Here is a 13186-nt window from a genome sequence, read left to right on the forward strand (position 1 = left end):
AAGAAGCGCAGCGCTCAACAACGTCACCCGAAGGAACTCGAGTTGACGCAGGGGAGAGGTCTGGGCGTGCAGGCCGATCAGTCGACGGATGGCCTCAGCCGAGTCGCCGGATCCCACCGCGACGGCTTCGCGCAGCACGCGATAGATCGCCGGGCGCTCATCGATGCCGCTGAGAAGCACACGGGCCTGCGGGACGTCGCCTCGCAGGAGTGCCGCTGTCGCATGAGCCGCCGCGAACACACTTCCGGGCACGCCCTGGCCGGGAACGAATCCCGAAGCCGCGGGCTGAAAGCGAGCCACGCTCGCCTCAGCTTCATCGAGTCGCCCGCGACGCAGATGAAGTCGGAACAGGACATCCACGCGGTAGGGCCAGAGCTCACCCAGAAGCGGCACCGGGATCCGCTCGACCTGCTCAACCGCATCATCCAAGCCGCCGTCGCCGGCGACCGCTGCCGCTGCCAGCGCGGCGTGCGCGTCGATGACGTGCTCGACCCAGCTGGAGGTGCGCGGCAGCTCCGCGGCCAGCGCGAGCTTGCGCCGCGCTGTCCGAGGATCGCCGTGAAGCGCGTGTACGAGTGCCGGCTTCACATATGCGTCACGAAGGAGCGCGGTAAGCGGAGCCGGGGGCGGCGTCCGGCGCGCGAGCGTGAACGACGCCAGTGCCTCGGCCAGGTCGCCTGTCAGCATCTGTGACAGTCCCAGTTGCACGGCCTGGAAGGTCGCCATCCCGGCGGTCTCATCGAACAGCGCATTCATCCGGGGGGACTCGGAGGCCCGTCGCATGACGTCGGCTGCCTCGCGCGCCTCGCCGCGAGCGCGGGCATCGAAGAATGACGCCGCCATCTCGCTGGGGTCAAGGTCCGTCGTTGAGTGAGCCACAACGGGCCCGTTCAGGAACAGGCGGAACGCGCGCACCGCGCTGCCAGCCGGGATCGAATCCGGCGGGATGGCGCGCAGGATCTCGCGCATCTGGTCAGGAGGCACTCCGAACCACGCTTCGAGCGGGGAGCGGGTGATGATTGCGACGACCTCATCCGCATTGCCGGCATCGTGGGCCGCGAGAAGGCGCACCCCAGTGGTGACCTCGATCTGCGGCTCCATCGCGAACCCTTCACCCCCACCGCCCGCCGGGTATCGGGCGTCACCTGCACATCTTCACGCGCATTCGGCACGAGTCTAGGACGCGGCACCCGTGTCCCCAGCGCATTGGAGAGTGCGCGTCGAACCCCCGTGAGTTCCGCCGCGTGAGCCGCTGAGACGGGTCGAGCGATGGCCGCTCGGGAAAGCGGCCATCGCTCCGGCCCGAAGGCCGCCCCCCACGCGATCGCGAGCGTGATCTCCAGGTCGCATCGGATCGCGCTCCGCGGCAGGGATCGCTGCCGCACGAGTCGACGCTAGCCAAGCCGCCGTGCCGCCGAGAACCAGGGTGCGCAGGTTCACCCGACAGATCACCCGGGTCGCGGGTCTGAGGGCAGCCGCGCCAGGGTGAATGGGCGGGCGAATTTCGCGGTCGGTAGCTCCTACCTCGACGGCGGGGTGCTTACGCTCGCCACGGGACTCCCAGATCCCTCCAGCGGCGGGCCGCGTAATCTCCCCGAGTGGCGGCCCGCCGTCTGGATCCGCGCACCGATCATCCGCGCTAGAAAGGCACGCCCGTCATGACGAATCTGCGCTTGGCCCTCGCGTTCGCCAGCCTGTTTCTTCTGGGCACGTGTCTTCTGTTGGTCGGAGCAATCGTGCGCGGCACCGTTACGGGGCCTGTGCCCCTGTTCTGACGGCCCGTATCCTAGGGGAGGCGCCGCCACGCCCTCCCTCGCCCCGTGGCGATGCCGAGGTCGATTCGATGGGTCTTGCCGGAGTTCCGCGCCTTCCCGGCGCGCTGATCGATCGCGCACGCCTCGAAGCCGTTCTCGAGGAAGACTATGGCCTGGGTGTGCTGTGTGCGCCAGCAGGTATGGGAAAGACCGTCGCGATGGCCCAGTGGGCAGCCCGGACTCCACGCCGCGGCCTCTGGCTCCGCGTCACGGACGGCGGAGGCTCGCCGACCGTCTTCGCGGGCCACCTCGCCCTGGCCCTCCACGACTATGGCCTTCTCGACTCCGGGAACCCGCTCGCGGCAGGGCCCGCCGCCTTCCAGTTCGTCGCCGAGCCCTGGGATACGCTCCGCCGAGGGCTCGCCCGGCTCGGAGAGCTCGCACTCGCGATCGATGAGAGCGAATATCTCGAACCCGACACCGTCAGCGGCGTCATCCGGCTTCTGAACGATCTGCCATCGCTGTCGGTGCGCACCACCACCCGCGTGGCGAACGGTTTCGTCGAGCCCGCCCTCACGATCGCGCTCGACGTCGTCGTGCTGCGCGACGACGAACTCGCCCTCACTCGGGGTGAGACGGCGGCGCTCCTTCACGCCGATGAAGACACTCCGATCGTGTCGGATGTTCTCGACCACGGGGGCGCGCCCGGGCTCGCTCGGCTGCTGACCTTCGACGAGAGCGCGACGGGAGGGCGCGGCGGCGACCGGACCCTGCGGGAGATCGACTCGTCTCGCGTCTCGGAGATCGTCGACTCGTTCCTGCGCATCCGAAGGCCGTCCTGGGACTCGCGGTTCATCGACTTCCTCGAAGCGATCTGTCTCGCGGATGCCGTCGACATCGAGCTCGCTGTCCGCCTGACCGGAGAAGCCGATGCCGCAGCACTCCTCGACCGCGCGGAGCGGGAAGGGCTCGGTCAGTGGCGTGGGCACGGCAGCCACGGCCTCCGGCGGGAGGCTGCCGCCCTGTTCGAACCGTCGCCGTTCGCGCAGCGGGCACTCTCGGCATCCGCTCGCCGCAACATGCAGGCAGAGCGGCTTCGGGAACTCGAACTCTCAATTGCGCGCTGGGAGAGCGAGCACGGCCGACCGTTCGAGGCGTTGCGGAGGGCAACCACCCAACGGGACTGGCCGTTCGTGACCGACATCGTGCGGCGTTCGTCGAGCGAGTTGCTCCCGTATGGCGGGCAGATCAGCCAGCTGTTTCGCGACGTTCCGCTCACCACGCTCGGTCGCCTTCCCCTCGTGACCACCCTGTTGGCGCTCATCGCCAACGCGCGACCCGATCACCGGCTGCGCGCGCTCGAGTACTTCCTCCTGGCGGCCTACGGATCCCGCCAGCGGTCGGCGACCCGAGACCCCGCGGACCGCGTGCTTCTGGGCACGCTCGAATCCGTGGCGCAACGTGTCTCCGGCAGGGACGGTGGAAAGGCGGCGCGGAAGGCGTTCGATACAATCGAGGCGCTGTCCCCCAGCGACCGCTCACGGCTGGGGCGCAACGAGCCCAGTGTCTGGAATCAGATCGGGACGAGCCTGCTCTACAGCGGTGATGTCCCCCGGGCCATTGCCAGTTTCCGGCAGGCCATCGCCGCCAGCGACGCCGGGGGGTATCGAGCCGGACTCCAGGGACTCGCGCTCCTAGCCGGCACGCATGCGCTGAACGGAGAGATGACGCAGGCACGCGCCGTCGCGGATCGAGCCGAATCGCGCGAGTGGCCCGACCGGTGGAAGACCGGCTACCCCGGGAGCTTCCTCCAACTGGCGCATGCGCTGATCGCTCTCGAGTCCGGGGACGCCGCAACGGCACAGGCTCACCTGCACACACTCGACGAGCATCGCGAGACGATCGAGCACTGGGCCCCACTCCTGCACGTGGACGTCCTCATCGAACTGCGTCTTCACCGAGCCGACACCGCTCGCGAGCGCATCCGGAGCATCGCGAGCGCACAGCGGGCCCGGCGGGCAGTGTCACATTTCACGGGCGATCGGCTGCGACACACCAGCGCGCTGGCCGCTCTCGCGGCAGGGGACCTCTCAGGCGCTGAGCGAATCCTCGGCCGTGCCGGTGACCCGCGCACCGCCGTGAGCCGCGCGCGCATTGCTCTCACCGGCGATGACCCCGAGCGCGCGCTCCGGCTCCTCACCGCGGCCCCGGGTGAAGCCATGTCGGCGCGGACGCGCGCCGAACACCTCGCCCTCACCGCTGCTGCCGTCGCTGTCCTGGGACAAGACGATGCGCATGCTCGCGCCGCGAACCAGCGAGCCGACGCTGCGCTCGCTGAAAACGCGCAGATGCTCGCCCTGGCGCTGGTGCCGGATGCCGCACTCGAGAAGTTGGCCACCAGCGCACATCGCCTCGCGCAGCGCGCCTTCGCGAGGCGGGTGGAGCGAGCCCGGGGCTGGGGGATGATTCCATCCCCGGGTGTGGCTCCACGACTCACATCCCGTGAACTGGCCGTTGCCAGCGAACTCGGCCGCCATGAGGGTGTGTCGCAGATCGCCGCCGCCCTCAACGTCTCGCCCAACACCGTCAAGTCCCAGTTGCGTGCGCTCTACCGCAAGCTCGGCGTGAACACCCGAACCGACGCGCTACGCGTGCTCGCGGCCTGGGGGCTCGTACGGCCGGGCGTCGACACCGGCTTCGACGACCTTGACGCTCGCGGACCGCAGGAAGGGTAGGACCGCCAAGCCGGCGAGGCTCACCACGGCGGCGCCTACGCACAGGGCCGTGAAGTTGTCGGCGGCGCCCGAGATCGGATCCGAGCCGCCGAGGGTGAGCAGCCAGGCGGCGATGCTCGGGACCATGATCTGGGGCAACGTATCGGCGATATTCAAGGCGCCCAGATATCGGCCGCCGGCGCCGACGGGGATGCGACCCAGCGCTGTCGTGAGATTCACCGCTAGGAACATCCCCATGGCGATCCCGCCCAGAACCGCGCTCACCACCAGGGCCGGCGCGCTCCCGGCGCCCGCCCGAACGATTGCTGCGATCGCCAGGAGGAGAGCCGAGGCAGCGAGCAGGATGCGCGGATCGATCCGGTCGGCGACCCAGCCGACGGCGAGGGCTGCGCCGACGATCGCCGCGCCGCCCGCCAGCGTCGACAGCGATGTGAGCGCGGTGGCGCCGCCCGCCGTTCCGGTGATTCGGTCTGCCACGAGGTAGAGCATGAACGAGGTCACGAGACCGAACGCCACCGACTGGATGAACCGGCTGACCCACACCGGGGCGAATCGGCGGATCGAGCCGATGCCGCCAGGTCCGGCATCCGGGGTTTGCTTCGCCATCACGGCGCGCGGCGGGAGCATCGCTGCCGCGATGACGGCAATGGCTACTGCCACAAGCGACATGGACATCGTCACCGTTCCGATGTGATCAGGAAGAACACTCGACAAGAGCAGGGGAGGGACGGTGCCGAGGAACGCCGCAGCAGAGAAAGCTCCCGACGCCCGCCCACGCTCGGCATCCGGAACGGCGTCAGCCAGAAGGCCCGCCGCCGCTGCAAGGAGTGCGTTGTAGGACACCTGCACGAGAACCCACGCCGTCAACAGGATCCCGATCGAGGGCGCGACCACGAGCAGGGCGGTCGAAGCGAGCCCGAAGACGGCGCCGCCGATGATCCACGGATGCCGCGCCCCGAGCCGCGAGCGCGTGCGGTCTGAGAGTGCCCCGAAGAGAGGATTGGCGATCGTCGCCGCCACCGCGCCAAGGGTCACAGCCAGCGCGAGGATGCCGGTTCGCTCTGTCGGGGGAGCGAGAAGATCAACAGCCAGCGGCAGACCGGTAATCGCGGGCGCCGTCATTGCCCCGATCCCGACAAGGTTCAGGGCCGCCGGAACCAGTGCCCCCCGTCCCAGTCGACGACGCAGGGCAGGAGGCATGAGCGCCAGGGTAACCTCTCGCGAGTTCGGGTGCCGACGAAAAGCGCCGGGAGCGACCGGGATGCTAGGTCGCAACGGCGCACCGTTTGGCGCACACGCCGGCGCCGCCGCCACGCCTGCGGCGTGTCGCGGTCGGGGTGCGCCGTTGCGACAGGGCTGGTACCACGGGCACGGCGCGGATGGTTCGCGCGCAGCATCCGGATGCCGTAAGCTATCCCTTTGGTGCTTGCCTCACTGCGGCAGACACCTGCGAACGTGAGCCCTCCACTGGCGTGTTCGGCGGCCTTCGGCCTCGGAACCACCCCGGAGCGGGATTCACGAACTCCTCCGTTCGAACCAGAAAGCAGCACTATCGTGACGCGCACATTCACCCCCAAGGCTGGCGAAATCCAGCGCGAATGGCTCGTGATCGACGCCACCGACGTCGTTCTCGGCCGCCTCGCCTCCCACGCCGCAGCGCTCCTGCGCGGCAAGCACAAGGCCACCTTCGCGCCGCACGTCGACAGCGGCGACCACGTCATCATCATCAACGCCGACAAGGTCGCCCTCACCGGCCAGAAGCTCGAGCAGAAGAAGGCCTACCGCCACTCCGGTTACCCGGGCGGCCTGAAGGCCGTCTCGTACAGCGAGCTGCTCGAGAAGAACCCCGTCCGCGCCGTCGAGAAGGCCATCCGCGGCATGCTCCCCAAGAACAGCCTGGGTCGCCAGCAGCTGTCCAAGCTGAAGGTGTACACGGGTGCCGAGCACCCGCACGCCGCTCAGCAGCCCAAGACGTACACGCTCGACCAGGTCGCCCAGTAAGCGCCGGACAGACCCAGAAGGACATACTCGTGGCGAACGACATCACCGCAACCGAGCCCACCAGCTACACCACCGAATCCGCCGTCGACGTCGAGGCCGTCGAGGCCGCGCGCCCCGTGCTCAACGTGCCCGGCGCAGCCGTCGGGCGCCGCAAGGAGGCCATCGCGCGCGTGCGCCTGGTCCCGGGCACCGGCACGATCACCGTCAACGGCCGCACGTTCGAGAACTACTTCCCGAACAAGCTGCACCAGCAGCTCGTGACCGACCCGTTCACGCTGCTGAACCTCACCGGCGCCTACGACGTCATCGCCCGCATCCAGGGTGGCGGCCCCTCGGGCCAGGCGGGCGCCCTGCGCCTCGGGATCGCGCGCGCTCTCAACGAGATCGACGCCGAGAACAACCGCCCGGCTCTCAAGAAGGCCGGCTTCCTCTCGCGCGACGCCCGCGTGAAGGAGCGCAAGAAGGCCGGTCTCAAGAAGGCGCGCAAGGCTCCGCAGTACTCGAAGCGTTAATCGCTTCGCGCAGCGCGTACCATGCCGCTTTTCGGCACGGACGGCGTGCGAGGGCTCGCCAATGGCGCCCTCACCGCCGATCTCGCACTTTCCCTGGCCCAGGCGACCGCCGTCGTCCTGGGCCAGGGGCGCACCGCTGAGGCCCGCCGCGCGGCGGGTAAGCGGCTCACCGCTGTCGTCGCACGCGATCCGCGCGTGTCGGGGGAGTTCCTTGTCGCCGCCGTCTCGGCAGGCCTTGCCTCCTCTGGCGTGGATGTGCTCGATGCCGGCGTGCTGCCGACCCCGGCGTTGGCGTACCTCGTCGGCGACCACGATGCCGACTTCGGCGTCATGGTCTCGGCATCCCATAACCCTGCCCCCGACAACGGAATCAAGATCTTCGCGCGCGGCGGGGTGAAGCTGCCCGACGTCGTCGAGCAGCGCATCGAAGCCGCCATGAGCGGTGACAAGCTGCAACCGACCGGCGCCGCCGTGGGTCGGATCGCTCGGTTCTCGGATGCGGAGGACCGCTACGTGCTGCACCTGCTGCAGTCCCTGCCGCATCGCCTCGAGGGTCTGCACGTCGTGCTCGACTGCGCGCACGGCGCGGCATCCGGGGTCTCGCCGCAGACCTTCTCGGATGCCGGAGCGCGCGTGACCGTCATCGGCGCCGATCCCGACGGACTGAACATCAACGATGGTGTCGGGTCGACCCACCTCGACCAGCTCGCGGCCGCGGTCGTCGCGCACGGCGCCGACCTCGGCATCGCCCACGACGGCGACGCCGACCGCTGCCTGGCCGTGACGGCCGAGGGCACCGTCGTCGACGGCGACCAGATCATGGCGATCCTCGCCGTCGCGCTCAAGGAGCGCGGGGAACTCACCGCCGACACGCTCGTGGCGACCGTCATGAGCAACCTCGGTCTACACCGGGCGATGGCCGCTCACGGCATCCGTGTCGAACAGACGGCCGTGGGCGACCGGTACGTACTCGAGCGGATGAACGAGGGCGGCTTCGCGCTCGGCGGCGAACAGTCGGGCCACGTCATCATGTCGCGGTTCGCGACCACCGGAGACGGACTGCTGACGGGCCTGCACCTCATGTCGGAGATGGCGCGGACGGGGCGCTCGCTCGCCGAACTCGCCTCGATCATGACCGTCTACCCGCAGGTGCTCGTGAACGTGACGGGAGTCGACCGTTCGCTGGTGGCGACAGACGAGACCGTGCAGGAGGCCGTTGCGCGAGCATCCGCCGCCCTGGGGCTGTCGGGCCGCGTGCTGCTGCGCCCCTCGGGGACCGAGCCGCTCGTACGCGTCATGGTCGAAGCGGCGGATGCCGAAACCGCCCACGCCCACGCCGAAGCGCTCGCCGACGTCGTCCGCGAGCGGCTGAGCCTGCCCTCCTGACACCGGAACGGGCATCCGTCCCCGGCGTGGCGGGTGTGACGGGCGTGGTGAGGCGGCGCAGCGGCGCGCGGGGGCTAACTCCTCAATCCCGGCCGCCGCACCGCCGCGTCCGCGCGCACGTGCGCCCATCGGCGTCGACCGTTGAAGAGTAGGCAACGGTCGAGATCCCTGTGCTGCCTCCGCGCGCTCGGGGATTCGTGTGTAGAGGACGCGCAGAGGCGCCGACACGACGACGGCGACTGGAGGCAGCGTTCCGGCGGGTGGGTCCGGGCGGCCCTGAGGTCCAACGGCGCAGGTATCCGGCGACACGCCGCGGGCTGCGTCCTGGGGCCGGCGTGTCGGGCACGGTATGCGCCGTTGCGTTAGCGGACCCCGTCGCGCTGCCGAGCCTGATCAGCCCAGCCCGCCCGCCGACCCCACAAGTCCGGCGCCGAACCCTCATGTTTCGGCAGCGCAGGGGTGTGTGTTCGCAACCGGAGCTGTGGGTTCGCGCCCTCGAGGGGGAGGGGGAGGGATCAGCCCCAGCCCATGGACTCGATGTACCGCAGCAGCACGCCCTCGCGCAGCGCCCACGGGCTCACCTCGAGCTCGTCGACATCCATCGCCCGCATCGCCTCGTGCAGGACGACCGCGCCGGCGACGATCTGGAAGGTGCGGTCGGCGGTGATTCCGGGAAGCTCTTGCCGGGCGGATGCCGGGATCCGCGCCAGCCGCGGAATCCACGACCCGAGTGCGGCGCGAGGGAGCATCATCCGTTCGCTTCCGGACCATCCTGGAAGCGGGTAGCCGACGAGTTTGGCCAGCGACCGGATCGCCTTGGAGGAGCCGACGGTGTGGTCCGGGCGGGGAAGCGCACCGAACGTCTTGGCGAGCGGCTTGAGCGTCTGGCGGGCGTGGGCGCGCAGCCGATCGACAGCCTCCTCGCCGGGCGGATCGTCGGGAAGGTAGGCGAGGGTCATCCGTCCGGCACCGAGGGGAACGGATGCCGCCTCATCGGGAAGCTCGTCGGCGCCCGCTGCGATCTCCAGGGACCCGCCGCCGATGTCGAAGAGCAGGATCTGACCGGCGGACCACCCGAACCAGCGGCGGACGGCGAGGAACGTGAACCGGGCTTCGGCGACCCCGCCGAGCACCTGGAGCGGCTGACCCAGCGCCTCCTCGATGCGGGCGATGACCTCCGGTCCGTTCGTCGCCTCGCGCACGGCCGACGTCGCCGTCGCGAGGAACTCGTCGACGTTCTCGCTCTCGGCGACGGTGCGGGCCTGCGCGACCGCCTTCACCAGTGCTCGGATTCCGGCCTCACTGATTGCGCCATCCGCCGTCAGGTAAGTCATGAGCCGGAGGACGGAGCGGTGACTGGTGGTCGCCAGGGGGCGGCCGCCGGGGTGCGCGTCGGCAACGAGAAGATGCACGGTGTTCGAACCGATGTCGAGAACTCCCAGACGCACGGGGGACAGCCTATCGGTGGTGCGGATCGGGCCGCCGACCGGCGCCGGGGAGGGTGAGCCCAGACCAGGGCCCAGACCACGCTCAGGTCAGGGCGTCCGCGGGCGGCTCGGCGCAGCCGAGGATCCACGCCTTCACGAACGCGGCAGTTTGGTAGGCGTAGTTGTAGATCCACCGCGACAGGGTGAGGTGCTCGTCGACGGGGATCACGGTGGTCGCGGCATCCGCGCACAGCCCGAAGATGTAGCTCGTGCGCAGGACGTGCGGCGTGTATGTCAGGACGATGACGTCGTCTCCCGCCGCGGCGTACGCCTCGAGCATCGCCGCTTCGCCTCGCGTCGTGAACGGATCGGGAGTGCGGCAGGTGACGTAGGAGCGCCAGCAGTAGGCGAGGTCATCGGCGGAATCGGCGCCCGACGGCGGAACGGACACGAGCACCTCGTCGGCGACGCCGCGTTCCCGCAGGCTCTCGGCATCCGCGATCCGGGGCGCCGTGGGCGGTCCGATCACGTAGATCAGATCGGCCTTCGGCGGCGTCGGGGTCGGCGGGAAGACATACAGCGGAAGCCCGACGAGTCCCACGAGCGCGAGAGCACTCAGGATGCCGAGAGCAGCACGCCGGGCCCACCGCGCTCGCCTGATGATCGACTCGTCGTCCACGCACAACCTCCGTCTCCTCCTGCGGCGACCTCGGCGTCGACGTGCTCCGACGAGCCACAGTGTACTGAGCCGATGCGGACTCGAGCTGCCCGCAGGTGCAGGAGGATCGCGTGTGCGGGGATACGATGGCCCCGTGCCCAGCGATGCCGCCGCCCTCGACGCCCGCGAGCAGCTGAATCCACAGCTGTACCGAGAGATCCTGCGACACGACTGGGCGCGGCTGGCCGCTGACATGCGCCAGCCCCTCACCGAGACCGAGATCGTGTCGCTGCGGGGACTGGGCGACCGCCTCGATCTCGACGAGGTCCGCGAGGTCTACCTTCCGCTCAGTCGCCTGCTGAGCCTGTACGCCGGCGCCACCCGCCGGATCGGCGCCGACACGAGCGCATTCCTGCAGGAGGCCGACACGACGACCCCGTTCGTCGTGGGCGTGGCCGGGTCGGTCGCGGTCGGAAAGTCCACGATCGCCCGTCTGCTGCGCGAACTCATGAGCCGCTGGCCCGACACCCCCCGCGTCGAGCTCGTGACAACCGACGGCTTCCTCTACCCCAACGCCGAACTCGAGCGTCGCGGCATCATGCACCGCAAGGGGTTCCCGGAGTCCTACGACCGGCGCGCACTCGTGCAGTTCCTCACCGACGTCAAGAGCGGAGCGCCCGAAGTGCGCGCTCCGTTCTACTCCCACATGAAGTACGACATCGTCCCGGATGCCGTCATCACGGTGCGCCGGCCGGACGTCGTGATCGTCGAGGGGCTGAACGTGCTGCAGCCGCCGCCCTCGCCGAACGAGGTAGCCGTCAGCGACCTTTTCGACTTCTCGATCTACGTGGATGCCGACCCCGAGCACATCACCCAGTGGTTCGTGGACCGGTTCCTCGCGCTCAAGCACAGCGCGTTCGCGGATCCGGGATCCTTCTTCAACGTGTTCTCGGACCTCACCGACGAGACTGCCGTCGAGACCGCGTTGGGGTTCTGGAACGAGATCAACCTGCCGAACCTCATCGAGAATGTCCTCCCGACCAAGCATCGGGCGACACTAGTCCTGCAGAAAGCTGCCGACCACGCCGTCGACCGGGTGCTGCTTCGCAAGGTGTGATCTGACGCAGTCGCCAACGCTCTCGAGCTGAGAGCGGTCCCATACCGCCCCCGCGCACCCCGATATCGCGACACGCCGATCGTCATGATAAAGATGAACTATGCGGGGTGGTCACCGGGGGCCGTATGAAAGCGCTGCACCCTAAGAGGTACGCGCGCTCTTTCGGCGTGACGTTCCTGTCGGCGATAGCGGCAGGGGCGCTGATCGGAGTTCCCGGATTGGCGTCCGCGGCGCAGGCCGATCCGGCGGTCTCTGCCGCATCCGTCGCCGCGATCGTCTCCGCCGCCGCCCGTCCGATGGTGTCCAGCACCGCCCCCGCGCCGGGCACCGTGACGGATGCCGCATCCTGCCTGTCGGGAACGTCCCCGTATCTCATCCGGCTCACGGGGACCGACGGCGACCCCGTCCGAAACCCCGTGCTGCTGGTACACGGATGGCTCAGCACCGCCATGCCCGAGGCCGAGGCAGGGCCTCGCCCCGTCACGACGAGCACCGGGATCGCGAACTCTCCGTTCTCGCGCCCTGTGGAGTGGTCATCGGACGGCGAGCCCGCGGTGGATCTGCGTTCGCTGCAGGAGCGACTCACGGAACTGCCCGACACATCGGTCTTCGCCTTCGACTATTCCTCGATCGCCGCGCTCTGGGTCGGCCACACGGCCACCTCGCCGGCGCTGGCGGGCGCGATCGAATGCCTCGCGGCTCTGTCGGGGGAGAAGGTCGACATCGTCGCGCACTCGATGGGCGGGCTCGCCCTGCGCTATGCCCTCGGTGGCAGCGACGAGGGCGTCACCGTGCACGTCGGGCAGGTCATCACCGTCGCGACGCCGAACGAGGGGTCCGAGGTCGCCTCCGTCGTCTCGGGGATCGGTGAGGCGACGGAGGCGGTGTTCTCGTCGGCATCCGTGCTCGCGCAGATCGCCCTGCCGGCGATCGTCGGCATCTGCAACCGCGAGATGGAGTCGGACGCGCGTGTCGGGTGCGACATCCCGCCGAGCGTGCGGACGGTGTTCGCGGTCGCGGGAGACGGTGGCCAGGCCCTGCGGGCGGGGTCGGTCGAACTGTCGAGCGTGCCCGCCTGGCCGACGAGTCTGCGCATCCACGCCATCGCGGGCGACTACCGCATCCACCTCACCTCGGGGCTCGTGCCGCCCGAGGCCTTCACGGCGATGCGCGACCTGGCGCGCGGGTTCGGATTCGATCTGGCCCCGGCCGTCGACGAGACGATCGAGGCGGGCGACGGGATCGTGGAGGTCAGTTCCTCGACCGCGGACGCCGCATCGACCTTCATCGCGCGCTGCGAGGTCTCGATCGATCTCACGACGACCGACGGCGCGGCGCAGTTCGGTGACATCGCCGATCGTTTCGGCGGCATCCCGCCGCTGGCGGGCCCCTGCGCGCACGACCGGTTGTTCGAGAACGACGACGTCGTCCGGGACATCGTCGAGACGCTCGAAGCGTCCCGCGGATAGGTCGGTCGAGACGCTCGAAGCGTCCCGCGGATAGGTCGGTCGAGACGCTCGAAGCGTCCCGCGGGGAGGTCGGTCGAGACGCTCGAAGCGTGCCGCGGACCGTATTCCCGGCGGCGACGCAGGATGA

At 69.6% G+C, this 13186-nt stretch carries 10 protein-coding genes; 6 read left to right on the forward strand and 4 right to left on the reverse strand.

All coding sequences use genetic code 11. The features are described 5' to 3' along the window. Positions 1-1101: hypothetical protein (locus AC3ENO_RS10735; RefSeq protein WP_434970612.1), on the reverse strand; the 1101-nt coding region annotated here is incomplete at its 3' end. A gap of 742 nt (positions 1102-1843) precedes the next feature. Here AC3ENO_RS10735 and AC3ENO_RS10740 point away from each other — a divergent pair. Beyond that, complete coding sequence (locus AC3ENO_RS10740) at positions 1844-4489, forward strand: LuxR C-terminal-related transcriptional regulator (RefSeq protein WP_434970613.1); 2646 nt, start codon at positions 1844-1846, stop codon at positions 4487-4489. Here AC3ENO_RS10740 and AC3ENO_RS10745 read toward each other — a convergent pair. After that, positions 4400-5689: an MFS transporter gene (locus AC3ENO_RS10745; protein ID WP_434970614.1), complete on the reverse strand. Its 1290-nt coding sequence runs from the start codon at positions 5687-5689 to the stop codon at positions 4400-4402. The genes AC3ENO_RS10740 and AC3ENO_RS10745 overlap by 90 nt on opposite strands. A gap of 354 nt (positions 5690-6043) precedes the next feature. Here AC3ENO_RS10745 and rplM point away from each other — a divergent pair, with 354 nt between their 5' ends. The 3 genes from rplM to glmM are packed head-to-tail and all read left to right on the forward strand — an operon-like array spanning position 6044 to position 8388. Further along, positions 6044-6490 (forward strand): 50S ribosomal protein L13, encoded by a 447-nt coding sequence (gene rplM, locus AC3ENO_RS10750; RefSeq protein WP_434970615.1) that lies wholly within the window; start codon positions 6044-6046, stop codon positions 6488-6490. Positions 6491-6531: 41 nt separating this feature from the next. Continuing rightward, the gene (gene rpsI / locus AC3ENO_RS10755; protein ID WP_434970706.1) at positions 6532-7002 is read left to right on the forward strand and encodes a 30S ribosomal protein S9; all 471 of its coding nucleotides are present in this window, start codon (positions 6532-6534) and stop codon (positions 7000-7002) included. 21 nt (positions 7003-7023) lie between these two features. Then, positions 7024-8388 carry a phosphoglucosamine mutase gene (gene glmM, locus AC3ENO_RS10760; protein ID WP_434970616.1) on the forward strand — a complete coding sequence of 455 codons (1365 nt, stop codon included), beginning with the start codon at positions 7024-7026 and terminating at the stop codon, positions 8386-8388. Positions 8389-8903: 515 nt separating this feature from the next. Here the strand turns inward: glmM and AC3ENO_RS10765 are convergent. Continuing rightward, positions 8904-9836, reverse strand: coding sequence for a Ppx/GppA phosphatase family protein (locus AC3ENO_RS10765; RefSeq protein ID WP_434970617.1), 933 nt, complete (start codon positions 9834-9836; stop codon positions 8904-8906). A gap of 82 nt (positions 9837-9918) precedes the next feature. Further along, complete coding sequence (locus AC3ENO_RS10770; protein WP_434970618.1) at positions 9919-10494, reverse strand: YdcF family protein; 576 nt, start codon at positions 10492-10494, stop codon at positions 9919-9921. Positions 10495-10627: 133 nt separating this feature from the next. On the opposite strand from AC3ENO_RS10770, the gene coaA reads away from it, so the two are divergent. Continuing rightward, positions 10628-11590: a type I pantothenate kinase gene (coaA, locus tag AC3ENO_RS10775; RefSeq protein ID WP_434970619.1), complete on the forward strand. Its 963-nt coding sequence runs from the start codon at positions 10628-10630 to the stop codon at positions 11588-11590. Between the two features lie 167 nt (positions 11591-11757). After that, a complete protein-coding gene (locus AC3ENO_RS10780; RefSeq protein ID WP_434970620.1) occupies positions 11758-13059 on the forward strand; it encodes an esterase/lipase family protein in 1302 nt (433 codons plus the stop codon). The last annotated feature ends 127 nt before the right edge of the window (positions 13060-13186 follow it).

It is taken from the genome of Microbacterium sp. bgisy207 (assembly GCF_057706855.1).